Source organism: Archangium violaceum (assembly GCF_016887565.1).
GTDB lineage: Bacteria > Myxococcota > Myxococcia > Myxococcales > Myxococcaceae > Archangium > Archangium violaceum_B.
In genome coordinates, this window is sequence record NZ_CP069396.1 from 11,850,487 (window position 1) to 11,876,274 (window position 25,788).

The 25,788-nt window shown below is 67.5% G+C and carries 23 protein-coding genes; 9 read left to right on the forward strand and 14 right to left on the reverse strand.

The window, feature by feature from the left end; translation table 11 throughout:
- Together JRI60_RS47240 and JRI60_RS47245 are read left to right on the forward strand one after the other, a co-directional pair.
- Positions 1–1,407, forward strand: a complete 1,407-nt coding sequence (locus JRI60_RS47240; protein WP_204222651.1) for a sigma-54-dependent transcriptional regulator — start codon at positions 1–3, stop codon at positions 1,405–1,407.
- A gap of 21 nt (positions 1,408–1,428) precedes the next feature.
- Positions 1,429–2,676, forward strand: a complete 1,248-nt coding sequence (locus JRI60_RS47245; protein WP_204222652.1) for a sensor histidine kinase — start codon at positions 1,429–1,431, stop codon at positions 2,674–2,676.
- A gap of 31 nt (positions 2,677–2,707) precedes the next feature.
- Here the strand turns inward: JRI60_RS47245 and JRI60_RS54065 are convergent, their stop codons facing one another.
- Positions 2,708–3,283: an imm11 family protein gene (locus JRI60_RS54065; protein WP_239470142.1), complete on the reverse strand. Its 576-nt coding sequence runs from the start codon at positions 3,281–3,283 to the stop codon at positions 2,708–2,710.
- Between the two features lie 291 nt (positions 3,284–3,574).
- Between JRI60_RS54065 and JRI60_RS54070 the strand changes: the two genes are divergently transcribed.
- Complete coding sequence (locus JRI60_RS54070) at positions 3,575–4,243, forward strand: hypothetical protein (RefSeq protein ID WP_239470143.1); 669 nt, start codon at positions 3,575–3,577, stop codon at positions 4,241–4,243.
- 104 nt (positions 4,244–4,347) lie between these two features.
- Here JRI60_RS54070 and JRI60_RS47260 read toward each other — a convergent pair whose 3' ends face one another.
- Positions 4,348–4,902, reverse strand: coding sequence for a hypothetical protein (locus JRI60_RS47260; protein ID WP_204222654.1), 555 nt, complete (start codon positions 4,900–4,902; stop codon positions 4,348–4,350).
- Positions 4,903–5,051: 149 nt separating this feature from the next.
- On the opposite strand from JRI60_RS47260, the gene JRI60_RS47265 reads away from it, so the two are divergent.
- Positions 5,052–5,738 (forward strand): DUF2381 family protein, encoded by a 687-nt coding sequence (locus tag JRI60_RS47265; protein WP_204222655.1) that lies wholly within the window; start codon positions 5,052–5,054, stop codon positions 5,736–5,738.
- Positions 5,735–7,654 (forward strand): serine/threonine protein kinase, encoded by a 1,920-nt coding sequence (locus JRI60_RS47270; protein ID WP_204222656.1) that lies wholly within the window; start codon positions 5,735–5,737, stop codon positions 7,652–7,654. The genes JRI60_RS47265 and JRI60_RS47270 overlap by 4 nt, the downstream gene beginning before the upstream one ends.
- A gap of 11 nt (positions 7,655–7,665) precedes the next feature.
- On the opposite strand, the gene JRI60_RS47275 is transcribed toward JRI60_RS47270, so the two are convergent.
- The 3 genes from JRI60_RS47275 to JRI60_RS47285 all read right to left on the reverse strand — a co-directional run bounded on the left by JRI60_RS47275 (position 7,666) and on the right by JRI60_RS47285 (position 10,855).
- Positions 7,666–8,067, reverse strand: coding sequence for a response regulator (locus JRI60_RS47275; protein WP_204222657.1), 402 nt, complete (start codon positions 8,065–8,067; stop codon positions 7,666–7,668).
- Between the two features lie 594 nt (positions 8,068–8,661).
- Positions 8,662–9,063 carry a response regulator gene (locus tag JRI60_RS47280; protein ID WP_204222658.1) on the reverse strand — a complete coding sequence of 134 codons (402 nt, stop codon included), beginning with the start codon at positions 9,061–9,063 and terminating at the stop codon, positions 8,662–8,664.
- Between the two features lie 202 nt (positions 9,064–9,265).
- Positions 9,266–10,855: a glucose-6-phosphate isomerase gene (locus JRI60_RS47285; RefSeq protein ID WP_204222659.1), complete on the reverse strand. Its 1,590-nt coding sequence runs from the start codon at positions 10,853–10,855 to the stop codon at positions 9,266–9,268.
- A gap of 142 nt (positions 10,856–10,997) precedes the next feature.
- Here JRI60_RS47285 and JRI60_RS47290 point away from each other — a divergent pair, with 142 nt between their 5' ends.
- A complete protein-coding gene (locus JRI60_RS47290) occupies positions 10,998–11,804 on the forward strand; it encodes an alpha/beta hydrolase family protein (RefSeq protein ID WP_204222660.1) in 807 nt (268 codons plus the stop codon).
- A 28-nt stretch (positions 11,805–11,832) separates the two neighbouring features.
- Here JRI60_RS47290 and JRI60_RS47295 read toward each other — a convergent pair whose 3' ends face one another.
- A complete protein-coding gene (locus JRI60_RS47295; protein WP_204222661.1) occupies positions 11,833–13,062 on the reverse strand; it encodes a cytochrome P450 in 1,230 nt (409 codons plus the stop codon).
- Positions 13,063–13,259: 197 nt separating this feature from the next.
- Here JRI60_RS47295 and JRI60_RS47300 point away from each other — a divergent pair, with 197 nt between their 5' ends.
- From JRI60_RS47300 to JRI60_RS47310, 3 genes are read left to right on the forward strand one after another with little or no spacing between them, the layout of a single operon-like run.
- On the forward strand, positions 13,260–13,478 hold the full coding sequence (locus tag JRI60_RS47300; RefSeq protein ID WP_204222662.1) for a hypothetical protein: 219 nt from the start codon (positions 13,260–13,262) through the stop codon (positions 13,476–13,478).
- 55 nt (positions 13,479–13,533) lie between these two features.
- Complete coding sequence (locus JRI60_RS47305; protein WP_204222663.1) at positions 13,534–15,174, forward strand: flavin monoamine oxidase family protein; 1,641 nt, start codon at positions 13,534–13,536, stop codon at positions 15,172–15,174.
- Between the two features lie 2 nt (positions 15,175–15,176).
- Positions 15,177–16,046: a hypothetical protein gene (locus JRI60_RS47310; RefSeq protein ID WP_204222664.1), complete on the forward strand. Its 870-nt coding sequence runs from the start codon at positions 15,177–15,179 to the stop codon at positions 16,044–16,046.
- 12 nt (positions 16,047–16,058) lie between these two features.
- Here the strand turns inward: JRI60_RS47310 and JRI60_RS47315 are convergent, their stop codons facing one another.
- The 8 genes from JRI60_RS47315 to JRI60_RS47350 all read right to left on the reverse strand — a co-directional run bounded on the left by JRI60_RS47315 (position 16,059) and on the right by JRI60_RS47350 (position 25,631).
- The gene (locus tag JRI60_RS47315; RefSeq protein WP_204222665.1) at positions 16,059–18,725 is read right to left on the reverse strand and encodes a protein kinase domain-containing protein; all 2,667 of its coding nucleotides are present in this window, start codon (positions 18,723–18,725) and stop codon (positions 16,059–16,061) included.
- Between the two features lie 122 nt (positions 18,726–18,847).
- Positions 18,848–19,585, reverse strand: a complete 738-nt coding sequence (locus JRI60_RS47320) for an SDR family oxidoreductase (protein WP_204222666.1) — start codon at positions 19,583–19,585, stop codon at positions 18,848–18,850.
- Complete coding sequence (locus tag JRI60_RS47325; protein ID WP_204222667.1) at positions 19,512–20,960, reverse strand: FAD-dependent oxidoreductase; 1,449 nt, start codon at positions 20,958–20,960, stop codon at positions 19,512–19,514. The genes JRI60_RS47320 and JRI60_RS47325 overlap by 74 nt, the downstream gene beginning before the upstream one ends.
- Positions 20,938–22,230 (reverse strand): kynureninase, encoded by a 1,293-nt coding sequence (gene kynU / locus JRI60_RS47330; RefSeq protein ID WP_204222668.1) that lies wholly within the window; start codon positions 22,228–22,230, stop codon positions 20,938–20,940. The genes JRI60_RS47325 and kynU overlap by 23 nt, the downstream gene beginning before the upstream one ends.
- Positions 22,231–23,244, reverse strand: a complete 1,014-nt coding sequence (locus JRI60_RS47335) for an amidohydrolase family protein (RefSeq protein WP_204222669.1) — start codon at positions 23,242–23,244, stop codon at positions 22,231–22,233.
- On the reverse strand, positions 23,241–23,759 hold the full coding sequence (gene nbaC, locus JRI60_RS47340) for a 3-hydroxyanthranilate 3,4-dioxygenase (protein WP_204222670.1): 519 nt from the start codon (positions 23,757–23,759) through the stop codon (positions 23,241–23,243). Before nbaC ends, JRI60_RS47335 begins: the two co-directional genes overlap by 4 nt.
- Position 23,760: 1 nt before the next feature.
- Positions 23,761–24,192 (reverse strand): RidA family protein, encoded by a 432-nt coding sequence (locus tag JRI60_RS47345; protein ID WP_204222671.1) that lies wholly within the window; start codon positions 24,190–24,192, stop codon positions 23,761–23,763.
- Entirely contained in the window at positions 24,189–25,631 is a 1,443-nt protein-coding gene (locus JRI60_RS47350) for an aldehyde dehydrogenase (RefSeq protein WP_204222672.1), read from the reverse strand. Before JRI60_RS47350 ends, JRI60_RS47345 begins: the two co-directional genes overlap by 4 nt.
- Between the last annotated feature and the right edge of the window lie 157 nt (positions 25,632–25,788).

The following is a 25,788-nucleotide window of genomic DNA, read 5'->3' on the forward strand; positions in this document are numbered from 1 at the left end:
ATGCTCAAGACGCTCATCGTGGACGACCAGGCGGCCGTGCGCACCGCGCTGGAGGTCCTCTTCGATCTGCACGGCCTGCCCACGCTGGTCGCCGGCTCGCCCCAGGAGGCGCTGGACCTGGTGGCCGCGGAGGATGTGGGAGTGGTGGTGCAGGACATGAACTTCACCGAGGCCACCACCTCCGGTCACGAGGGACTCCAGCTGCTGCGGGACATCAAGCGATTGGACCCCGACCTGCCCGTGCTGGCGATGACGGCGTGGACGTCGCTGGAGATGGCGGTGCAGCTCATCAAGGAGGGAGCGAGCGACTACCAGGCCAAGCCGTGGGACGACACCAAGCTCGTCAACACGGTGAAGAACCTGATGAGGCTGCGGGAGCTGTCGCTGGAGAACACGCGCCTGCGGGCGGGGGGCGCCAGGGCCCGGGCGGAGCTGGCGCGCAAGCACGACCTGCGCGGCGTCATCTACGCGAGCCCCACCATGCACGAGGTGGTGTCACTCGTAGTGAAGGTGGCCCCCGCGGACGTGCCCGTCCTCATCACCGGCCCCCATGGCGCCGGCAAGGAGCAGGTGGCGGAGATGGTGCAGGCCAACTCGCGCCGCAAGACCGCACCCTTCGTGAAGGTGAACTGCGGCGGGCTGCCGGATCAGCTCCTGGAGGCCGAGCTCTTCGGCGCCGAGCCCGGGGCCTACACCGGAGCCATGAAGCTGCGCGTGGGCCGCTTCGAGGAGGCGCACGGCGGCACGCTCTTCCTCGACGAGATTGGCAACCTGTCCCCGGCCGGGCAGGCGAAGCTGCTGCGCGTGCTGCAGCTGGGCGAGTTCCAGCGGCTGGGCAGCAACGTGACGCGCAAGGTGGACGTGCGCGTCATCAGCGCCACCAACGTGGACCTCCCCAAGGCCATCCAGGAGGGCACCTTCCGCGAGGACCTCTACTTCCGGCTCGCCGTCATCGAGGTGAAGCTGCCGGCGCTGAAGGACCGGCCCGAGGACGTGCCGGTGCTCGCCGAGCACTTCCTCCAGCACTTCCAGCCCGAGGGCGAGGTGCTGTACCTGGGCGCCAGCGCGCGCCAGGCGCTGCTGGCCCACGACTGGCCGGGCAACGTGCGCGAGCTGCAGAACCGGATTCAACGCGCGGTGCTGGTGCGCAAGGGGGCCACGCTGGAGGCGGCGGATCTCGGGCTGTCCGAGGCGGGCCAGCCGGAGAAGTCCGCCTCCGAGCCCGCGTCCGTCCCCGCCGCGCTCTCCGAGGAGGAGGCCCAGGAGCGCGCCACCGTGGAGCGGGCCCTCGCCGAGGCGCAGGGCGTGGTGTCGCGCGCCGCCGCCCAGCTCGGACTCAGCCGTCAGGCCCTCTACCGGCGCATGGAGCGGCTCGGCCTCAGCGTGGAGCGCCGGCTCAAGGGCTGATCTCACTTCCGGAATCCTCTCGTGCTCTCCTCGAAGAACGTCTCCGCGTCCTCCACCTCCACGCGCCGTGTCCCGCCCCTGCTGCGCACGCTGACACCGGGCGCGGTGGCGCTCGTCCTCGCGGTGCTGCCCGGCACCGTGCTCGCGGTGACCACCTGCTCCACCGTGTGGACGCTCGTGGGAGCGGGGCTCGGCGTGCTGCTGGGACTCGGACTGTTGACGTGGGCCGCGCGAGCCCAGGCCGCCGGCCAGGAGAAGCTGCTGCGCACGGTGGTGGAGGGCGTGCCCATGGCCATCGTGCTGTATGGCGACTCGGGCCACATCGCCTTCACCAACGCCGCCGCCCGCGAGCTCTTCTTCGAGGGCCGCGCCGTCGAGGGGCAGAACTTCCTCTCCATGCTCCAGGCCGCCCCCGCGGCCCTGCGCCAGGCGCTCCTCACCGACAGCGACGAGCTCTTCACGGTGGAGGTGAACAAGGAGAGCGAGACGTTCCACTTGTCCAAGCGCGACTTCGACTTCGCCGGCGAGCCGCACACGCTGCTCATGGTGAAGCACCTCACCCAGGAGCTGTCACGCCAGGAGGTGGACGTCTGGAAGAAGGTCATCCGGGTGATGAGCCACGAGCTGAACAACTCGCTGGCGCCCATCTCCTCGCTGCTGCACTCGGCGCGGCTCATCTCCCAGAACCCCGAGCAGCTCGGCAAGCTGGCGCGCGTGCTGGACACGCTCGAGGAGCGCACCACGCACCTGCGCACCTTCCTGGATGGTTACGCGCGCTTCGCGAAGCTGCCGCGCCCCCGGCAGGTGGTGGTCGAGTGGCCGCGGCTGCTCTCGGGATTGCAGGCCCTGTATCCCCAGGCGACCTTCTCACCGCCGCCGGGCAAGCCGGGCTGGTTCGACGCGGCGCAGGTGGAACAGGTGCTCATCAACCTGCTGAAGAACGCCCAGGAGTCCGGAGGGCCACCCGAGTCCGTGGCCCTGGAGGTCGACGAGGCCGAGGGAGGCTTCCGGCTGCGCGTGCACGACCGGGGGCGGGGACTGGCACCCGAGGTCCTGCAGAGCGCCCTGCTGCCCTTCTACACGACGAAGGAGAAGGGCACGGGGCTGGGGCTGGCGCTGAGCCGGGAGATCATCGACGCGCACCGGGGGCGGCTGCGCATCGAGAACCGCGAGGGCGGAGGAGCCACCGTCACCGTATGGCTGCCCGGGCGCGACATGACGATCGCTGGCCGCACGTCCCTGGCTCGGCTGACGATGACGCGGGTGTGAGGCATGGAGGCCCAGCGCCAATCCCGCCATCTCAGACTTCGGTGAAGCGAATCCCTCCAACCCGAGGGTCTTCCAGTGCCTCTTTGAGACGCTCGGAGACGAGAAGGACGGAACTCCACCCCTTGGGCCGGAAGATGTCCGCATCGCCAGCCTTGCTCGGGTCGATACGTAGGCCCCTGACAAGGCGGTAGTCGCCTACCCTGTCGGGTGCTCCATCTTCGGGCTTCCAGTATTCCACGCGCTCACATCGAGCATCGTCAATGCAGGGGATGACACGGAGGACGTTTGCAATGAAGAAAGGGGCTGTCTGTCCCACCACATCGACCGGGATGAACTGTATCTGTTGTTGAAGACCGAGGCCTTCGAAGAGGGGAACGAGCCGACCGTGAATGATGGGGATGCTGAGCGTCGTGAAGCTGAAGTCGAGCGCACGTCCAGGAGCAGCCAGGGAAATTCGAGGCGTCCCCGCCAACGCGATGGGATGTCCGCTGAAGAACTGCCAGGGGTCGAGCTCCTCGCCATACTCGTCGGTGGGATCCGCCAGGACCCACTGATCTCGGATGCGTGAGTCGAGGAACAACTCATGATATCGAATGGGTTCACCCATTTCAGTCCCTGGATTTCGCAATCAGGTCGTGGAGCCGTGTGCCAGGAGTGCAGACCTCATCTGCAATCCTCTTGAGCTCCTCCAACAGTCTGGACCTGCATTGCTGTCGATGGTGACACACGCCGGAGCGAGCAACAGGCACAGAGCTACGGCCAAGTACGGGGCCAGCGGGCCCATCCTTGTCTCTCGCATGGTGTGCCAGAAGGTATCAGAGGGTTGGAATCGCGACTCGCATCCTGTGACACTGGAGCTCGACAAGGTGGCGAGGAGCTGGTCTACAACGCATGCGCCATGAACCGCAGCCTCCTCCTGTCCGCCTGTGCCCTCACCACGTGCCTCGCCTGCACTGACTCGCGCCGCGCCCCGACACAACCGACGGAAATGCCCCAACTGGTCGACGCCGGCACCACGCCCCCTCGCGAGCACCGGGACTCACCCACCGCCGAGGCGCTGACGGATGCCGGCTCCACGGATGCGGGGATACACACGGACGGCGGCACCGCCTGCTCGGCCCAGGGGCTGAGCCCCACACCCGCCCCCGCGCAGCCGCCTCTGCCTCCAGCCGTGGACTCCATGCGCCGCCGCATCGTCGCCGCGGCGGTGGCGTGTGACTACGCGGCGCTCGGCGCGCTCGCGGACGAGCAGGGCAAGGGCCTCCGCTTCTCCTTCGGCCCCGACAAGGACGTGGCCCGCTTCTGGCGCCGGCTGGAGCAGGAGCACGGCGCTCCGGTGCTGGCCCGGTTGGTGAAGATCCTGAGCCTGCCCTACACGAAGCAGGACGAACTCTACGTCTGGCCCTCGGCGTTCCGCGAGAAAGCCACCGCCGAGGACTTCGCGGCCCTGAAGGGACTCTACCCGGACGAGCAGCTCCAGGCGATGCGGCACGAGGGGAGCTATCTCGGCCTGCGCGCCGCCATCACCGGCACCGGAGACTGGCAGCTCGCCGTCAGCGGAGATTGAGGACCACGCCCCAGAGGCCCGAGGGCATGCGCGGAGCGCACCACCTACAATCCGTGCCCGCGGTGCGGTACGGCGCGACGGCCAACAGCGGAGGGGCCGGCGCGTCAGGCGAAGGCGAGCGGATACAGCACCACCTGGGCGTAGTTGATACTGCCCTCGTGGGTGAAGAAGTGCTGGGCGGACTGGCGCAGCCTCTGGATCATCGTCTCGAACTCGGCCTGACTCACGGCTCGCAGGGACATGTACAGGCGCGCCGCCGCCCTCAAGTACGAGAAGAGTGGGTGGTCATCATGCCCGTCCGGCCACCGGCACAATTGGCGGTAGAGCCGATCGAACTCGGAGTCCAGCTCGGGCCTGCCCATCGCCGCGCAGTAGACGGCGGCCGTCGTCTCCAGCAGCAGGAAGAAGGGCCTGTACTGCCACGGCGGCTCCCGTGTCATGTCCGGCGGTACCGCCGTTCCCGTCCACAACCGTGAGATGGGTTTGAGCCGCACCGTCACGATCCTGCCCGAGTAGTCCGCCACCGGGGCTTCCTCTCCTTCCAGTGGAATCACGCGGTCCTGCTCCCGAGAGTGGTGCCTGATGGGGATCTGCAACACCTCGGGCCGGCGCACATCCAGGCCGCCCCGCTTCAACTGCTCCACCACATCCCAATCCATGCCTCCTCCTTGAACGTCATCTCGTGAGTCAAGTGGAAGATGCGACTTTTCTGGTCAGGTGTCGAGTGTTTCGGCCCTTCTTCCGTTTTGAAGGGAGCTTCGGATTTCACTTGACCTCGAAGGTTCGGTGGTCAGTAGGTTCTTCCGGCATGCGACCCACCCCCTGCGGTCTCGTCCCCCTCCTGCTGGCCCTGACTGGAAGCCCCGAGGAGCCACCGTCTTTTCAGGTCATCTCCCCGGAAACGCCCGCGCGGCCGGAGATGATTCCAGAAGTCACTCCCGCTCCGGAAGGACGGGAACGTGCGGTACGCGCGCCGGAGACTCCCGAGGCGACTGGCTCCACCGGGCCGGAGGACGATGCGCGGCAGGTGCGGGTACTTCCGGAGGCGCCAGCTCGGCCGCTCACGGAGCGGGCCGGAGACTACGAGACCGGCCTCTTCGCCCGGCTGGTGCTTTCGGGACGGTTGGGCTGGAGCGGTGTCACCCTCTCAAGGCCGATGGACGCCAAAGGAATGACCGAGGGTGGCGAGCTCATCGCATGGGACCAGCTCATCCACCGTGCGGAAACCCTCGCCGTGGTCTCGGCGGCGCTGAAGCTGTCCGCGGCGTCCACGCGGCCCTGGGTACCAACCGAGGCGTGGCTGCTGGACACGAAGGGCGAGAGAGTGGGCCGTTTCCCGGTGTGGATGGGCGTTCCGATGCTCTACCCGGGCGGCAGATGCATCGTGGTCGTTGAGGTGGAGCTCGTCCCGGGTGCATCGCCGAGGACGCTCCGGCTCGAGCTGCGGGAGAAGGACGGCGGGCGCGTCGTTGCCATCGGGGAGATGGAGCTGTGAACGAGAGTGTGACGGGCATGAACGGGCACGTGTGGAACGTGGCGGAGCTCGAATCCGGCACCGTGGTGGCCGGTTGGCGCGTACTGGAGCGACTGGGCGTGGGCGGCTATGGGGCCGTCTACCTCGTGGAGTCCGTGGAGCAGCCGGGAGCCCTCGGCGCACTCAAGGTGTTCTTCCACCCCCAGGACATTCGCGCCGGACGCGAGCAGTCCCTGCTGGTGGACAAGGCGATGCACCCCAACGTGGTGCGCTGCCTTGGTACGGGCCGCTGGCCCCACCCCATTCAGGGGCGTCCCTTCCTCGTATTGGAGTACGTGCCCGGCCCGCCACTGCATCTGTGGGTGGAAGAGAACAACCCCGAGTTCTCACGACTGGCCTACCTGGGCGCCGAAGTGGCCCTGGCGCTGAGCCACCTGCACGCGCGGGGCGTGCTGCACCGCGACCTCAAGCCCGAGCACGTGCTGGTGAGGGAGACGGACAGGAAGCCGGTGCTGGTGGACTTCGGCGTGGGTGACTACACGGGGGCGAACACGCTCACCGAGACGCCCCTCCCCCCGGGCACCGCGCACCTGCGCAGCCCCGAGGCCGCGTGCTTCTGGCTGGCCCATGGCGACAAGCCCCGGGCGCGCTACGACTATCGTCCCTCGGACGAGCTGTACGCGCTGGGAGTGTGCCTGTATCGGGCGACAACGGGTCACTACCCCTTCCCGGCCGTGGCGGACGTGAAGCTCCTGCTGTACATGGACATCGCCCACCGGGTGCCGCCACCGCCGGTGGAGGTCAATCCCCGGGTGCCGCTCGCGTTGAGTGACGTCATCACGAGGCTGCTGGCCAAGCACCCCGAGGCGCGCTACCGCAACGGCGAGGAGGTGCACGCGGCGCTGATGGCGGCGGCCACCTTCGGTGGGCGCGAGCCCTGGGAGGCCAGCATCTTCGAGTGGGAGGAGGTCCCCACGGGAGACGTGCCAGAAGGGGCGAGCACCGCCAGGCGGCGCATCCGCCGGCCCCCTCCGCCCGTACGGGAGCAGCAGCCAACGCCGCCCAGGGACCCACCTCCAGCCGAACCGCCCACCTCCGAGTCCGCCGTGAGTCCGCCCGAGCGCTCGCGCAAGACAGTGCTGACGGTTACCGCGGCACTGATGGCCCTGCTCGCGACCGCAGTCGTCCTCATCCCACACGAGTGGAGGTGGAGGCAGGAGGAAACCCCTCAGGTCACCGCGAGCGACCCGCCTGCTGCGGTCCAGGAAGTGGCACACCCGGCCAAGGCGCCCGACACTGCGCCCGCCCCGGCCCCGCCACCAGCGGAAGACCCCCCCGAGGCCACCGTCCAGCCGGTGCGACACACGGAGAACGTGTCCATGAAGAAGAACAGCCCGCCCAACAAGAAGCCCGAGCAGAAGCCCGCCACCAGCGAGGCGATCTCCGCCGATGCATGGAGGCGAGCGATGATGGTGTGCCTTCTGTACGGAGGCACGGCGTGCACGGGAGCCCAGGTGCGGCCACAGCCCGGAGATTGTCCTCCCGAGGCGCTCGCCGCCATGCGCTCCTTGCGTCAAAGAGTCCCCGGTGCTGTGGACGTGTGGCTCGACGTCACCAAGCCCCACTCCAGGGGTCTGGACAACTATGCGGATGGCCCCGTCATCAGCAGCATCGCGTACAGCAGTAGTGACATCCCCGAAGGCGCGTTGCTGTACGGGTGGCTGTGGGTGACCGGAAACGGAGTCAATGCCGAAGGCTACAAGAGGGTCTACGGCCGTTGGGACAAGTTGAAGCTGCCCGATGGAAGGGAAATGCCGGTGTGCTTCATCCTGGCCGATTCGGATGGAGTGCCCGAGGTCGAGGCCGGACCGCCGGGCTACGCCCGGTTTCCGCGCATCGCACCGCTCATGTCCGTCAAACGCTTCGTTTTCGAGTGAGGCCGCGAGGCTCAAGCCACGAGGTGGTCCACGCCCTCGGGCAACCCGAGGTGCCTGCGCACCACGGCCGTGAGCGCGGCGCTGGAGATGGGCTTGCGCACGAACTCGGAGGCACCCGCCTGCACCGCCCGAAGATCGAGATCCGGCGCCTTGCCTCCGGTGAGCAGCACGATGGGCAGGTGGCACACCTCGGGCCGCGCGTCCGCCCGCACCTGGCGCACGAAGTCCAGACCGTTCATTCCCGGCATGTTGAAGTCAGCGATGATGAGGTCCACGGGGCTCGAGCCCAGCAATCGCAGTCCTCGATCCGCCCGGTCCGCATCCAGAAACCCCAACTTCAACTTCATCAAATACACCTTGATGATGTGCCGGATGGTGTCGCTGTCATCCACGATCAGAACGCTGCGCTTCATGGAGCCCCCTCGAATCCAAAGGCAGAATTCCGGAAGAACCCGCGTGTGTCGACCCGATGGCATTCGCGGCCGGCCTCGGCACGACCAGGGCTGAACACTCCGGGACTCGGGACGTACGGAGATGTTGAGCAACCGACTGCGACATGTCGTGGGTGGTGAGCAACGGGGAGAGGAGACGCGGTCCGGAAGGCGGGTCACGGCCATGCGCGAACCCGTGCCCGCCCTCCGGTACCGCTGCGCTCCGGAATGCTGGAGACCCCCCCGGGCCCCGCCTTCATTCCGTTACGGTGTGTGAACGACCTCTCGGGCCGAGCCCACGACGACGGCTCCATCAGCCCCAGGGCCTCACACGTCAACCCCGAGGAACAGTGCGCATCGCTATCCGCGTGAGCAACTGCCGTGCCGCCATCAAGTTGCACCTGGAGGTCTCACCCACCCGCGAGAGCCCCCTCGGATTTTCGAGAGAAGCCCTGGAGATTCCGTGAGTTACGCGCGCGCCGGTGTCCGCGGCACGCGTGTCAGAATGGCGCGGAGCCGGACACCTGTCCGGACACATGTCCGCGTGAGCCGGTGGAGCCGGACACTCGTGTCGCGTCAGGCGACGAGATTCACATCCTCGGAAAGTGGGAGATGCCGCCGCACCACGGCCGCGAGGTCCTCGATGGAGACGGGTTTGCGCACGAACTCGGAGGCTCCCGCCTGCAGGGCCCTCGCCTCGAGGTCCGGCGCCTTGCCCCCGGTGAGCAGCACGATGGGCACCTTGCGCACCTGCTCCCGCTCACTCGCGCGGACCCGGCGCACGAACTCCAGGCCATCCATCCCACCCGGCATGTTGACGTCCGCGATGATGAGATTCACCGCGCTCGTCTCCAGATGCTGGAGCCCCTGCTCTCCTCCACTCGCGTCGAGGAAACCCAGTTTCATCTTCATCAAGTAGATCTTGATGATGTGCCGGATGGTGTTGCTGTCCTCCACGAGCAGCACGGTGTGATTCATGGGAATCCCCTTTTTTAATGGAGTCTTTCCATTACCCGTGAATCAACGTCCCGCCACCCGACATGCCCGTGAGTCTTTGGCACGGTGAGAACTGAACAGAGACGCGGGTGCCCGCAGCAACCCATGTATGCGAGCTACCCTCACCCCGACCCTCTCCCGGAGGGAGAGGGAGGGTGTTTGTTTGTTTGTTTATTCGTTTGTTTCAGCTCGCGCGGAAGCGTGCGTCGAAACGTGTGGGACCTGGCTCTCGCCTCACACCGTGGTCCGGGTTCGCCGACAGGTGCTCCAGCACCTTGAACACCGTCTCCACCTCGTCCGCCGCTCCCACCGCCGTGGCCAGCTCCTCCGCGGTGTAGGCCTTCGCCTTGTCCCCGCGCAGCTTCGCCAGCACCTTGCCCTGCAGCTCCAGCACCACGCCCGCCGCCTTCTTCCCCGCCTCCACTCCCGGCTGGTGGTATGCGTTGATGTTCACCAGTGTCGCGTAGAAGCCTACTGCCCGCTCGTACAGGGCGATCAGCGCTCCCACCGTCCGCGCGCTCACGTCCGGCACCGTGAGCGTCATCGACTCGCGGTCCTTCTCGAACAGCGCCCGCCGCGTCCCCAGGAAGAAGCCCAGCAGGTAGTCCCCGCTCGTGATGTCCGGCTCCACCTGCATCGACGCGCCCCCGCGGTCCTTCAACACCTCCAGGAAGGTGACGAAGAAGTTGTTCACGCCCTCACGCAGCTGCTGCACGTAGGCGTGCTGGTCCGTGGAACCCTTGTTGCCATACACGGCGATGCCCTGGTTCACCACCTTGCCATCCAGATCCTTCTCCTTGCCCAGCGACTCCATCACCAGCTGCTGGAGGTACCTGGACATCAGCATCAGCCGGTCCTTGTACGGCAGGATGACCATGTCCTTCTGTCCACGCCCGTTGCCCGCGTGGAACCACATGAGCGCCATCAGCGCGGCCGGGTTGCGCAGCAGGTCGCGCTTGCGCGTCGCCTCGTCCATGTCACGCGCGCCCGACAGCATGCCGTCGATGTCCAGCCCCTGCAGCCGCGCCGGCAGCAGGCCCACCGCCGACAGCACCGAGGTGCGCCCTCCAACCCAGTCCCACATGGGGAACGTCCGCAGCCAGCCGCCCTTCTTCGCGTAGCGGTCCAGCTCGCTTCCCCCACCCGTCACCGCCACCGCGTGCTTGCCGAAGTCCAACCCCTTCTGCTGGTACGCGCGCTCGGCCTCCACCATGCCGTTGCGCGTCTCCTTCGTGCCACCCGACTTGCTGATGACCACGGTGAGCGTCTCGGAGAGCCTGTCCCCGAGCTGCGCCAGCACCCGGTCCATCCCGTCCGGGTCCGTGTTGTCGAAGAAGAACACCTGCATCCGGTCCGCCGCCGTGCCGAGCGCGTCCGCCACCAGCTGCGGCCCCAGCGCCGAGCCACCGATGCCCACGAGCAGCACCCGCGTGAAACGGTCCGCCTTCGGAGGCTTCATGCGGCCGGCGTGCACGTCATCCGCGAAGCCGCGAATGGCCGCCACCGTGTCTTGAATCTCCTTGGCGAGGCCCGTCTCCGGAGCGCGCTCGGGAGCACGCAGCCAGTAGTGCCCCACCATCCGCTTCTCGTCCGGATTGGCGATGGCTCCCTTCTCCAGGGTCTCCATCGTGTCGAAGGCCTTCTCCATGCGGCCGCGCATCTGCTCGATGAACTCGTCGGCGAAGTTCATCCGCGACACGTCGAGCGTCAGCCCGACCGACTCCACCTCGCACAGGTACTTCTTGTAGCGCTCCCACAGTTGGCGCTCGGTCATCGCATCTCCCTCGGCTTCGTTGCTCCTTGCCTCGCCCGTTCCTACCGCCGCGCCCACACTCGGGGGAATGATTTTGATGGGCTCACGCCCCCGGCGTGACACTGTTGATGCACCAGCCGTCTCCGGCCCATCATCACCCTCCATGAGCCTGCCCTGGATGCTCGAGACGCCCGCGCCGCCCGCCGACGCGCGAATTCCCTATGGCACCGCCACCCACCAGTTCGGGGACCTGCGCCTGCCTCGGGGCAAGGGCCCCCACCCCGTCGTCGTGGTGGTGCATGGCGGTTTCTGGCGCGCACGGTATGACCTCGAGCACGTCGGCCACCTGTGCGCGGACCTCACCCAGCGGGGCTACGCCACCTGGAGCCTCGAGTACCGGCGCGTCGGCCACCCCGGCGGCGGCTGGACCGGCACCTTCGAGGACGTCGCGCACGGAACGGATTTCCTCCGCACCCTCGCGGCCCGGCACCCGCTGGACCTCGGGCGCGTGGTCAGCCTGGGGCACTCGGCTGGGGGGCACCTGGCCCTCTGGCTCGCGGGACGTGGACGGCTGAAGCCCGGGCAGGCGTTGCACACCGGGAAGCCCTTCGTTCCCCGGGGGGCCGTGTCGCTCGCGGGCGTGGTGGATCTGGAGCGCGCTCACGCGCTGCACCTGGGGGATGGGATCGTCGAGTCCTTCCTCGGGGGGACGCCCACCCAGGTGCCCGAGCGTTATGCGCTCGCGTCTCCCTCCGCGCTCCTGCCGCTCGGCGTGCGGCAGGTCCTCGTGCACGGGGAAGAGGACACCACCGTCCCGGTGACCCTCAGCGTCGAGTACCATGCCCGTGCCACGAAGCTCGGGGACTCTGTCAGGCTCGTGAGCCTGCCGGGCACCGAGCACTTCGAGGTCATCGACCCGCGTGCGAAGGAGTGGCCACGGGTCGTCGAGGCCGTGGACTCGCTCGTATGAGGCCGCTGCTTTCGCCTCGCGGAGGAGATCAGGCCTCGGGACGAAGAAGCACTGGGAAGGAGCGCATGCCACGGAAGGTCGTATTGTCCGACCACATCGGCCGCTCCGGTGCTACTCGCAGGTGGGGGAAGCGACGAAGCACGGTGCCAATGACGATCTGCCCCTCCAATCGCGCCAGCGGTGCTCCCGCGCAGTAGTGGATGCCCATGCCGAAGGCGAGGTGTCGATTGTTCTCTCGACGCACGTCCAGCCGGTCTGGCTCCGAGAACTGCTCCGGGTCACGGTTGGCCGAGCCCATCATCAGGAAGATGCGCTCCCCCATGGCGATGCGCTGACCGCCCACCTCCATGTCCTCCAGGGCCAGTCGGGACATCCGCTGCACCGGGCTGTCGTATCGCAACAGCTCGTCGATGGCCGAGGCGGGCAGTTCCACCGAGTCGCGAAGCAGCCACAGTTGCTCGGGCTGGTGCAGCAGCGCGTGGAGCCCGTTGCCAATGAGGCTGGTGGTCGTCTCATGCCCGGCGAAGAGCAGCAACAAGCAGGTGGAGAGAATCTCCTGCTCATTGAGGATCCGCCCCTCTTCCTCGGCGGCGAGCAAGGTGCTGATCAGATCGTTCCCCGGGTCCTTGCGCCGCCGGGCCAGCACGTCCTCCAGGTAGCGCTCCAGCTCGCGGAAATCGGCGGCCGCCTGCTCCACCTGCGCCAACGCCACGCGGCCCGAGGCAAGCGCGGCGAGCATGTCCGACCAGGCCTTGAGTCGCTCTCCATCTTCTGGGGGGAGACCGAGCATCTCGCCGATGACGAGCACCGGGAGCACGTTGGCCAGATCGCGCATGACATCCATGCGTCCGGAGTCCTCGACCCGGTCCAGGAGCTGGTCCGTGAGCGACTGGATGCGCGGGCGCAGGGACTCCACCATCCGTGACGTGAAGGCCTTGTTGACGAGCGATCGCAGCCGCGTGTGATCGGGCGGATCGTTCATCAACATCCAGGAGGAGACATAGCGGATCATCGGCCCCATCAGCGCCTGCATCCGCCTCATCGTCTCCGGCATCGCGTGCGGCGTGACCCGCTCGGCACGTTTGCAGGAGAGGCGCGGGTCCCGGAAGCCCGCGAGCACATCCTGGTAGCGAGTGAGGAGCCAGGCGTTCCAGGATGCGTGGAAGTACACCGGGGCCCGCGCCCTCAGTTGCGCGTAGGCGGGGAAGGGATTTTCCCGGAAGTCGGGCCCATCCAGGCCGTAGGGGTCATGCTGCATGGGGAATTCCTCGTGTGTCAGGGGGTCGAATGCCAATCGGGCTGCTTGCACCATGCCCACGGCGGAACGGCTCCCCTATGCGCTGGTTCACCCTCCAAGTGTAAAATGCATCACTGAAGAGGGAAGCCGAGCCCCCTATACAGGTTCCGCCCACATCGTTCCGTGGGTCAAGCCACACCTCGCGCGGAGAAGACCTCATGACCCAGCAAGCCTCGCAGCAGCTCGACATCTCCATCTCCATCACGGACAGCCAGACCCTGCAGGTGAAGTTCTCCCGGCCCGTGACGGACATGTTCAAGGCCTCCGTGGTCAATGGTGAGGTCCCCGTCGATGTGGTGGCGGCCGCGCTCCACTTCTACCTGGCGCTGAAGAAGGATGCGCCGTCCGCCAGCAAGCCCGTCATGGCCCCCTGGTAGGTCGAACCCCATCATCCACGCTGCCTTCCCGGAACGGAGGCCTTCACAGATGGCCATGTCGAAGCATGAGGGAAACACTCCCGAACTCATCGATGTCGCGGTCGTCGGGGGTGGAATCTCCGGCGTGTATTCGGCCTGGCGCCTGGCCCGGGACGTGTTGCATCCAGAGCTCGGTGAACGGCTGACGGTCCACCTCTTCGAGAGCAGCGGCCGGATTGGAGGGCGGCTGGAAACGGTCGCCCTGGGTGACTCGGGACAGCGCGTCGATGTAGGGGCAATGCGCTTCTTCCCGGGCCAGCGACTGGTGTCCTCCCTCTTCCAGGCGCTCGAGCTGCCCACGGTACCCTTTCCCAGTGAGCAGCTCCGCCGATTGTACCTGAGGGGCGTGCTCCTCACGCCGGCCGAGCTGGCCCGATACCCAGACAGGCTCCCCTACCGGCTCGTGGGTGAGGAGCGCGGGAAGTCCCCCTTCGTGTTGCTGCAGTACGTCATCCAGCTCATCCTCCCCAATGCCTTCGAGCTCTCACCCAGTCAGTGGGAGGAAGCGAAGAAGAGCTGCACGGTGAATGGTGTGCCCCTCTGGCAGCTCGGGTTCTGGAACCTGCTGGACCAGATGGTGAGCGGCGAGGCCTATGACTACCTGCTCAACACCATCGGTATCGACTCGCTCCTCAGCAACTGGAACGCCGGGGAGGCGTTGCAATTGCTGTGCTTCGTGCTCAAGCAATTCCAGGAGGCCGAGGCCAAGGGGACTCCCCCCACCCTGGCTCCCGGCGAGGGATTCCAGAGCCTCGCCCTCACACTGGCCGAACGGTTCGTCAGCAGCAAAAAGACGAAGCTCCTGCTACGGCACAGGCTCGTCTCGGTGGAGCGGGTGCGTCCCTCACGAGAACACCATGGCCTGGAGTTGCGTTTCGAGCTCCGCGACGAGGCGGACCGGCCCATCGGCGAGAAGCGGGTGCACGCCTCCCACGTCATCCTGGCGATGCCAAAGCGAGCCCTGGAGCTGGTCGGCCAGAAGAGCCCGGAGCTCGACACCCCCGAGGTGCGCACGCTGCTCGCCACGGTGAAATCCGAACCGGCCTACAAGCTCTACATGTCCTACGGGCAGTCCTGGTGGAACACGCTTGGGTTCGGGCCGGGCAATTCCGTGACGGACGTCCCACTCCGGCAGGTCTTCTACGGAATGGCGGTGGGTGACTCCAATGCCCCGGTGCTCCTGGCCAGCTACACCGACATGGACGGGGTCTCCTTCTGGAAGGGCCTGGCTCCGCTGGCGACCAACCGCATGCAGCAGTTCCTCGAGCAGCAGCGGGGCATGGAACATGAAACCTTCGGCTCCCCCGGCCTGGCCGAGACCCTGACACCCCTGGCGAACGTCGTGCAGCGCCATCTCGGGGAGATGCATGGAATGAAGTACGTGCCGCCTCCGCGTGGTCTCGTCTATCGCGACTGGACGGAGGAGCCTTATGGAGGTGGCTGGCACTCCTGGAATCCCTATGTGGAGGTCGCGGGGGTCATCGGCCGGATGCGGCGCCCGGTGCCGGACCTGAACCTGTATGTCTGCGGTGAGGCGTACTCCAGCATGCAAGGCTGGGTGGAGGGGGCGCTGCGCTCGGCCGAGCTGGTGCTCCAGAACGGCCTGCGGCTGCATCGTCCCGACTGGCTCCCCGCCGACGTGGACCTGGGCGTGTAACCATGAGTTGGGAGTACCACGCACTCAAACGGCGGTTGGGGCTTGGGACGGAGCCGCTCCTCGGTCTCTTCGAGGAGTTCTGCCTGGATGCCTTCGCGGCCATGCGGGACATGGAGTGGTCTTGCAAGGTATGCCCGGACGTCGTCCTGACCGACCGCTTCTTCTGGCTCGGTGCACCCACGGACTCCGCGCTCTACGCCCCTGGCCTGCGCCTGCTGCTGGATGCGCTCCGATTCGAGCCGACCGGTCTCCCCGGGGGCCGGGCCCGCTTCGAGGCATTGGTAGCCGAGGAGACCGAACGCCTGCTGGTGGCCTACGCCGGGCCGGATCCGCGCTCCGGCCGAGCGGCGCAGCTCAAGGTGTACCTGACCCTCAAGGACTGCTCGGCGGCCCGCTACCACGAGCTACTGCGGCCCGTGCTCCCCGCGCTGCCAGCCGAACCTCCACCGGAAGAAGCCACACTGCTGTTCTGCTATGCCCTCGAGGCCGGGGGGTCGGCACGTCCCCGCCTGTACGTGCAGTTCCGCGAGGAGGCCTACCAGAAGCCGCGCATCGCCCGGTACATGGAGGAGCGCGTGGGCACGCGAGGCCTGGCGCTGGCCCGGGGCCATCGTGCCTCGGGCGTCGCCCTCAAGGAGGGGGCCACGGAGATGCTCGGGCTGGGGCTGAGGCCCACCGGAGCCGAGGGCCCCCACCCCTGCCAGGTCATCTCTCCCGTGGCGCTGCCGCTGTTGGAGGCCGCGCGGCGGGTACCATTGCTGGCCGAGCGGCTCGACCGGGTGAGCTGGGTCACCCTCGCCAACGACGAGGATTCCCTGCGGTGCCAGACGCATCAGCGTGAGATGAACGTCTATGTGAAGCTGCTGCGCTGAGCCGCCGCGCTCTCAAGGAGAGGGGAAGGGACGCGCCAGCCGGAAGGAGAGCGACACGTCGCGGTACACTGCCGGCGGGCTGTTGCGGTAGGCAGAGCGGCACAACTCCTCGGAGGCATGGAAGGGAGCACCCTTCACGATGCGATGGATGCCTCCGGCGCCAGGGCCGGAGATGTCCTCCCCGTTGGACAGCACCGGCCTGCCACGCACGACCCGGGGACCCTCCACCTGGTAGGCATCCTGGCACCATTGGTGGACGTTGCCCGCCATGCCGCGCACCCCGTAGGGGCTCTCGTCGATGGGATAGCGGTCCACGGTCACCTTCGTGGCACGGCCTCCAGAGAGGCTGTGGCGCATATGGCAGAAGGTAGGGTCCAGGAAGTCGCCCCAGGGGAAGTGACGGCCATCGGTGCCGCGGGCTGATTTCTCGTACTCCATCTCCGCGCATAGTCGCCAGGGCACGCCATCCTTCTCCGCGCGCCAGCGCGCGTAGGCATCGGCCGAGTGCCAGTTGATCATCGTCACGGGCCAAAACCGCCGCGTGTCGGAGGCGTCGATGAAGAAGCCCCCCTCCGGACTCCGCTCGATGAAGGGTTGGGCCTGCTCCGTGCGCGACTTGCCCTCCTCCCACGCGGGTTGTGGTGGCACGTGGCGCTCCGCGTCCTCCCGCTGGCCCCGGGCAACGAGGTCATTGAGGAAGTCCAGGTACTCCACCAGGGTCACCGGGAAGCGCTTCATCACGAAACCGTCCAGCCACAATCTCCGGAGGGGCAGGCTGTTCTGGGCCTTGGGATCGCCCCCGCTCCAGAACCAGCCGGCTGGCACGTAACAGTCGTTCTCGAGCAATTCCTCTGGGCGTGGCAGGTAGATGGGCTGGGGCGCCGACTCGCCCTCAGGCACACCATCCCAGTGCCTCAAACGATCGATGTGGATGGGGTACTTCACCTCGACGCGGCCTGGGTAATGGATGCGCAGCAGGTAACTGCCCATGGGCAGTTCCAGGCGGTGGAGGGGCGTGACCCCCAGGCGCCGCCCCTCTGCGGGTATCAGGTGCCGGTCGCGCGATTCGTAGGGGTGCAGCGTTACCTCCGCGCCGGGAGGATTCGTCACCAGGCTGACCGCGCCCGGGCCCAGGAGGTAGGCGGAATGCTCGCCGCGATCATGGACGCGCAGGAGCAGTTCGCTCTGGAGCTGGGCCTGCTCGTCGCGGAGGCGCTCGGCCTGCTCGTGGAGCCGCCGGTAATGCTGTGCGAGCAGAGCATGAGCCTCCCGCAGGTCGGGAGCCTGGGTGAGCGCGGCCTGGAGGAGTTGGAGGGCCTGATGCTGCTTCAATTCCGCTTCACGCCGCAGGCGCGCGGCCTCGTCCTGGAGGTCCCAGCCGGGAATCTTGTCCTCCACAGGCGCGAAGGGAGGAATCTTCTGAAGCAGGTGGTTGGCCGCGACCTGCCGCTCGGCGGCCATCGCGCGCAATGCCTCCATCTCCGGTAGAAGCATCCGAACCTGGGCAACGAGCGCCAGTGCCTCCTCTTGCCGCCGCTCGCCATCCAGCCAGGCCCGGATGTCCTCCGCGAGGGCACCCGCGTCCGGGTAGCGCTGGGACTGCTCCCAGGCCATGGCCCGCAGGCAGATGCGCCGCAGTGCCTCGGGGAGAGGCGGATGGCTGGCGGGAGCACCAGGCCCGTGACCAGGGAGCAGTTCCTCCACACGCCGACCGTGAGGAGGACGATTGCCAGTGAGGACGTGGAGCAAGGTGGCCCCGAGCGCATAGACATCGGTGGTGGGGTCCAACAGGTCCTGCCGCCCCGCAGCCTGCTCCGGGGCCATGTAACCCGGGGTTCCACTGGCGCTCCCCGGCAGGGTGAACATCTGCGACTCCCCGGACAACAGCAAGCCACCTCCCTCCGCGGCGCTCACGCCCTCCTCCAGCGGCGCTCTCTCCTGCAGCACCTTGGCGAGCCCCCAGTCGAGGATGAGCGTCTCACCGTACTCACCCACCATCAGGTTGAGGGGTTTGATGTCACGGTGCAGCACGCCCCGCGAATGGGCGAAAGCGACTCCCTCGCACACGCGCAGGAACGCGTCGATGAGCCGGCGCAGAGTCCAACCCGAGGCCGCCGGCCGCCACTCCGGCATGCCTTGTGGCTCGTGCGTACGCGAGGCCTGGTGTACCTCCTGGAGGACGTCCAGCAGGGTGCGGCCCTGGACCTCCTTCATCGTGAAGTAGAGCCGCCCGTCGGGATGTTTCCCCAGGTCATACACCGGGACGATGCTGGGGTGCTGGAGCTGGGCGGTGACCTGGGCCTCGGCGATGAAGCGGGCCAGCATCGATTCATCGTGCTGGGTCTCGGGCTTGACGAGCTTCATCGCCGTCCTGCGACGGAGGGTACGATCGAAGATGCGCCGGACTTCGCCCATGCCCCCTCTACCAATGAGCCCCATGTCCTCGAAGCGACTGGTGACATCCCGCACCTCGATGGGGGCGGGAGCGGGGGCGGGACGGCGGCTGACCTCCTCGGGGGACGAAGAGGGACTCATCATGCTGCCGGTGGCCATCCGCGAGTCGAACTCCTCCGTGGTGAAACCGGAGGCGGCACTCCCGCGCAGCATCTCCGACAGCTCCTGCCCCGCCTCCGGAGGCAGTTGGAATTTCGAGATGAAGCCGTCGATGATGTCTTTCAAGTCGACTCCTTTCCGGCGCTCGCCGATCCCTCACGAAGGGGATGCGGAATGAAAGCGTTCCGCATTCCGTGCCGTCAACACGCCAGCAGGAGCCGCGAGCCCCCAACGGGGAGGGGGCGCCGTCAGAAGCCTCGCATCCAGCCTCCGTCGATCGCGATGGATTGGCCCGTGATGTAGCCCGCCTGCTCCGACGCCAGGAACGTCACCAGCGCTCCCAGCTCCTCCGGCTTGCCCAGACGGCGCGCCGGGATCGCCGAGGTGATCTTGTCCTCGGGAACACCCAGTTCCCTGAGGCGCTCCGTCGCGTGGTAGCCCGGCTGCACCCCGTTGATGGTGACCCCGTGCTCGGCCACCTCGTTACTGACGGTCTTCACCAGCCCCATCAACCCCGCTCGCAAGCCGTTGGAGATCGTCAGCTGCGACATCGCCTCGCGCGCCGCCACCGACGTCACCAGGATGATGCGCCCCCAGTGTCTCTCCTTCATCCCCGGCAGCGCCGCCTGCAGCCCCTCCACCACGCTCATCCACAGGCTCTGGAAGCCCTCCTGCCACTGCTCAGCTGAGATCTTCTCGATGCCCCCCTTCGGCGGCCCGCCCGTGTTCACCACGAGCACGTCCACTCCACCCAGCTCCGTCACCACCTTCTCCACCAGCCCCTTCGTGGCGCCCGGCTTCGTCGTGTCCGCCGCCACCCCCAGCGCGGCGCCCATCCGCTTCGCCGCCTCCCGGATGCGCTCCTCGCTGCGCGAGCAGATGGCCACCCTCGCCCCTTCCTTCACCAGCTGCTCAGCGATGGCGTACCCCAGTCCGCTGGAGGCCCCCATCACCAGTGCCCGCCGACCCTTCAAGCCGAAATCCATCCGAATGCTCCTTCACGAAAGGCACCAGCCGCTCGTGGATGAGCGCGCGGGCCCGGTCCAGGTCCACATCCTCCGCACGGGTGAGGCCCTCGCTCAGCTCGGCGACGATTCCGCCCGCGATGGCTCCCACCTCGTACGCCAGACGGTACGGCACCCGGCTGAAGCTCACCAGCGTGTAACGGCTCAGGAACTCGCCCGGGAAGGCGTTGAGCAACACCTTCTCCACCGCCTTCTCCTGCAGGAAGCGCGGGTCCGCCGTCCTGTCCCGCATCTCCACGAAGTTCTCCACCGCCATGTCCGCGATGGCGTCCGCGTTCGGCTTGCGCAACTGGAAGAAGTCCTCGAACGCCTCCTCCCACCGCGCGTGCCGCCCGAGGCACTCGTCCAACACCACGCAGTCCTCGAAGCCGCAGTTCATCCCCTGCCCGAAGAACGGCACGATGGCGTGCGCCGCGTCTCCCAGCAGCAGCGTCCTCCCCCCCACGTGCCACGGCGCGCTCTTCACCGTCACCATCGTCCCCGTGGGGTGGTGGAAGAAGTCGTGCTCCAGGTCCGGAATCAACGCCAGCGCGTCCGGGAAGTGCTCCTCGAAGAAGGTCACCACGCGCTCGGGCGAGTCCAATGACGCGAAGCTCACCGGCCCCTGGAAGGGCAGGAAGAGCGTGCAGGTGAAGCTGCCATCCTCGTTCGGCAGGGCAATCAACATGTACGAGCCCCGGGGCCAGATGTGCAGCGCGTGCTTCTCCATCCGGAAGGCGCCACCCGGACCCGCGGGAATCGTCAGCTCCTTGTAGCCATGGCTCAGGTGCTCCTGCTCCGCGACATGGCCCGGCCGCGACACCAGCTCGCGCCGCACCGCCGAGCCCGCGCCATCCGTGCCGAACACCACCGGGGAGCGCACCTCGCGCACGGCGCCACTCTCCTCGTCCAACACCTCGAGCAGGCCCCGCTCGGCATCCAGGTGCTGCACGCGCTGCTTGAACTGGATGCGCACCCGCCCCGTGGCCTCCGCATGCGTCATCAGGCTCTTGTTGAGCCACGCGCGCGAGAGGCTGTTGATGTGCTGGGATTCGTCCTTCCCGTACGCCTGGAAGGCCAGCGCCCCCGTGGCGGAATGAATCATCCGTCCGCGCATGGGGATGGCGTGGCTCAGCGCCTCCTCCTCCAACCCCACCTGCCGCAGGGCGTGCAGCCCCCGGGTGGAGATGGCGAGGTTGATGGAGCGGCCCGCGCCAATGGCCTCGCGCCGCATGTCCGGGCGCCGCTCCAGGACCTCCACCTGGAAGCCGCGCCTCGCCAGGTACATCGAGAGGAGCGAGCCCACCAGGCCCGCTCCCACCACCGTCACGCGCTCAGTCCGCTGAATCTCTTGCATGCCGTTCGAGTACCCCCACGAACCTGTATACGTCATGGAAGCTGACATAGAAGGGAGCCGGTGCGGCACGGATGATGTCCGGTGAACGGAAGTCGCAGAAAACGCCCGCGCTGTTCAGTTTCTCCAACATTCTCCGCGGCTCCTTGCTGAAGCGCAGGGAGAGCTGCACCCCGCGCTGCTTGGGGTCTCTCGGGGTGAGGACGGTCACGAAGCCGGGCGGGAGCCGTTCCAGCAGGAACTCCAGGTAGCCGGTGAGCAGCTCGCTCTTGTGGCGCAGGGCCGGCATCGTCGCGCGGTCGAAGAGCTCCATGGACGCACGCAGCGCGGAGAGCTGGAGGATGGGCGAGTTGGACAGCAGCCAGCCCTCGGCACCCGGAGACGGGTCGAAGTCCGGGCCCATCTGGAAGCGCGTCTGCTTGTTGTGGCCCCACCAGCCCTCGAAACGGGGAAGGCCCTTGTCACGGGCGTGGCGCTCGTGGACGAAGACACCACCGAGCGTGCCCGGACCTCCGTTGAGGTACTTGTACGAGCACCACACGGCGAAGTCCGGCCCGTCGTCGTGCAGCGAGAGCCGCAGGTTGCCGGCCCCGTGCGCCAGGTCGAAGCCCACCTGGCAGCCCTGCTTGTGCGCGGCCCGGGTGATGGCCGCCATGTCGAACGCCTGGCCGGTGAGGTAGTTCACGTTGCCCAGCAGCACCAGGGCGATCTCCTTCCCGTGCCGCTCGATCGTCTCCAGGATGTCCTCGAGGCGCAGCGTCTCTTCGCCCGGGCGCGGCGAGAGGCGGAGGATGTCGCGCTCCGGGTCGTATCCATGGAAGCGCACCTGCGAGGCCACCGCGTACTGGTCCGACGGGAACGCACCCGCCTCCATGAGGATCTTCGAGCGCTCGCGCGTGGGCCGGTAGAAGGACACCATCATCAGGTGCAGGTTCACCGTGAGGGTGTTCATCACCACCACTTCGATGGGGTGGGCGCCCACCAGCCGAGCCGTCTGCTCGGTGAGCGTCTCGTGGTAGGGCATCCACGGGCGAGTACCGGTGAAGTGGCCCTCCACGCCCAGCTTCGCCCAGTCCTCCAGCGCCTCCAGCACATAGGTCTTCGCCTTGCGCGGCTGGAGCCCGAGCGAGTTGCCCACCAGGTACATGGCGGGCTCACCACTCTTGTGGTCGGGGAAGATGAACTCCTCTCGCAAGTGGCGCAGCGGATCCTCCGAATCCATCCGCCGGGCGAACTCCTCACTGGCCTCGAAACGCACCGCCTGACTGCCCATCTACTTGAACTCCTCGGCCGAGCGCCCGAGCCACTCGAGCGCGTTACGCCACAACAAACGTTCGCGCGTGGGGGCATCGAAGTCCACGAGAGACTCCACCAGCTCCCCCGGCCGATCCTCTCCCAGGGGGAAGGGATAGTCACTGCCCAGGGCCACCTTCTCCGGGCCGAACAGCCGGACGATGAAGCGCAGCATGTCCGGGTCGTGCACCAGCGAGTCCACCCAGAAGCGGCCCAGGTACTCGCGCGGTGAAACCGGGTTGTCCACGGCCACCAGGTCCGGTCGTACCTGGAAGCCGTGCTCGATGCGGCCGAAGGTACCCGGGAAGGCGCCGCCGCCGTGCGCGAAGGCCAGCCGCAGCTTCGGCAGCTTCTCCAGCGTGCCGGAGAAGAGGAGCGAGCAGAGGGCCAGGGCCACCTCCGCGGGCATGCCCACGAGCCAGGGCATCCAGTACTTCTTCATCCGCGCCTCGCCCAGCATGTCCCAGGGGTGGACGAAGATGGCGGCGCCCAGCTCGGCCGCGGCCTCGAAGAAGGGGAACAGCTCCGGCTCCCCCAGGTTGAGGCCGTTGACGTGCGAGCCCACCTGCACACCCGCCATCCCCAGCTCGCGCATGCAGCGCTCCAGCTCGCGCACGGCGAGCGCCGGGGACTGCAGGGGCACCGTGCCCAGCCCCACGAAGCGCTTCGGGTGCGCCTTCACCACCGAGGCCAGCTGGTCGTTGAGGAAGCGCGACACGTCCAGCCCGTGCTCCGGCTTCGCCCAGTAGCTGAACATCACCGGCACGGTGGACAGCACCTGCACGGTGACTCCGCACGCATCGCACTCCTCGATGCGCTTCACCGGATCCCAACAGTTGCTCTCGACTTCGCGGAAGAACTTCCCGTCATCGCGCACCATGCGCGCCCGGCACGGCACGTGGTGGTCCAGCGTCATGAAGCCGCCGTACCCGTAGCGCTCGGCGAAGCGTGGCAGCTCGGGCGGCAGCAGGTGGGTGTGGATGTCGATCTTCACGACGCGCGCTTCTCCCGCGTCATCTGGAAGCCGCACTTCTTGCAGGTGCAGTGCTCGGGATTGCCATAGAAGCGCTCGAACACGGGTGGCAGTTGCGTGACGATGTTGGTGACCTGCAGGTACTCGTCATACAGCTTCGTGTCGCACCGGGGGCAGAACCACGCGAACCCGTCCAGCTCTCCCGGCTTCCGCTTGCGCTCGATGACCAGGCCCACCGTCCCCGCCGGCCGCTGCGGCGAGTGCGGCACCTTGGAGGGCAGCAGGAAGATCTCCCCCTGTCGGATGGGGATGTCCTGGGGCTTGCCGTCCTCGATGACGCGCAGGTTGATGTCTCCCTCCACCTGGTAGAAGAACTCCTCGCTCTCGTCGATGTGGAAGTCCGTGCGCGAGTTGGGCCCGCCCACCACCATGACGATGAACTCCCGGTCCTCCCACACCAGCTGGTTGCCCACGGGCGGCTTCAGCAGGTGGCGGTGCTCGTCGATCCACTTCTTGAAGTCGAGGGGTCGCAACATCTCAGTCTCCAATCGTGGCCACGCACTTCAGCTCGATGGCGATGGGGGTGGGCAGCGCGGTGATTCCGAGTGTCGTCCGGCACGGCGGCGTGGGCACGTCCTTGAAGTACTCGGCCCACAGCCGGTTGTAGGTGGGGAAATCCTTCTTCATGTCCGTGAGGTACACCGTCACGTCCACCAGCCTGTCCCAGGAGGAGCCTGCCTCCTCCAGGATGTAGCGCACGTTGCGGAACACCGAGTGGCACTGCGTCTCGATGTCGTACGAGACGATGTTGCCCGCCGCGTCCAGCTCGACGCCGGGGATCTTCTTGCTCCCGCGCTCGCGCGGCCCCACGCCGGAGAGGAAGAGCAGGTTGCCCACGCGCCGGGCATGGGGATAGAGGCCCACCGGCTCGGGGGCCCGATTGGAATCGACTCGCTCGGAATGGCTCATAGCTTCACGCACACGTTCTTGGGCTCGGTGAAGAAGCGCAGCGCGTCCCAACCGCCCTCGCGCCCCACGCCCGAGTCCTTCACCCCGCCGAACGGCGTGCGCAGGTCGCGCAGCATCCAGCAGTTCACCCAGACGATGCCGCTCTCCAGCTTCGCGGCGAAGCGGTGCGCCCGGCTCAGGTCCCGCGTCCACACGGTCGCCGCCAGCCCGTAGCGCGTGCTGTTCGCCCAGGCCAGCACCTCCTCTTCCTTCTCGAAGGGGGTGAGCGTGGCCACCGGGCCGAAGATCTCCTCCTGGTTGGTACGGCAGGCGTGGCCCAGGCCTTCGATGAGCGTGGGCTCCACGAACCAGCCGTTGCGGCAGCGCCCCGGCACCTCCACACGCTTGCCTCCGGTGAGGACGCGGCCCCCCTCCTGACGGGCCACGTCGATGCAGCCCATCACCTTCTCGAAGTGCTGCGAGGACACCAGCGCGCCCTGGTCCGTCGACGGCTCCAGCGGATCGCCCACCTTCAACGCCCGCGTGCGCGCCACCAGCGCCTCCTTGAAGCGCTCATAGAGAGGGGCCTGCACGAAGATGCGCGAGCCGCAGAGACAGATCTGCCCCTGATTGGAGAAGGACGAGCGCACCGTGGTGGCCAGCGCCTCGTCGAAGTCACAGTCGGCGAAGATGACGTTGGGGTTCTTGCCCCCCATCTCCAGCGAGAGCTTCTTGAAGAGCGGCGCGGCGGTGCGGGCAATCTCGGCGCCCGTACGCGTGCTGCCGGTAAAGGAGATGGCGCTGATCTCCGGATGACTGCTCATCGCGGCGCCCACCTTGGCGCCGTAGCCGTGGACGATGTTGAGCACGCCCGGCGGCAGCCCCACCTCGCGGCACACCTGCGCGAGCAGGTACGCGGTCATCGGCGTCACCTCGGAGGGCTTGGCCACCACGCAGTTGCCCATGGCCAGCGCGGGAGCGATCTTCCAGGTGAGCAGATAGAGCGGCAGGTTCCACGGCGAGATGCACCCCACGACGCCCAGCGGCGTGCGCAGCGTGTAGTTGAGCGCCAGGCCGTCCGTGGTGTGGGCCTCGGTGGAGAACTGCGTCACCGCGTCCGCGAAGAACTCGAAGTTGAGGACGCTGCGAGGGATGTCCACCGTGGAGGCCAGCTTCAGCGGCTTGCCGGTGTCGATGGCCTCGGCGCGGGCGAAGGCCTCGGTGCGGGCGCGAATCGTCTCCGCGATGCGGCGCAGCATGCGAGCCCGCTCCACCGCCGGAGTCGCGGCCCAGGCCGGGAAGGCGCTCCGGGCCGCCTCCACCGCACGTTGGATGTCCGTCCCGTCCGAGTCCGGCACCCGGGTGGAAGGTTCCCCGGTCGCGGGGTCGGGCTTGTCGAACCAGACCTGGGAGCTCGGGGACACCAGCTCTCCGCCGATGTAATTGAGGACCTTCTCCACGCGCGAATCCTCCTCTGGCAACCCGGGCCTCGAATACCACGGGCCCCTACAGCGGGCCCCCAACGAGAGGGGCCGAAGCGTTCACTTGTCGAGCACGCCAGGTCATGACGCGTCGCGCGAATGCACTGACAATCGGGGTTTCCCCTGTCTTACTTTC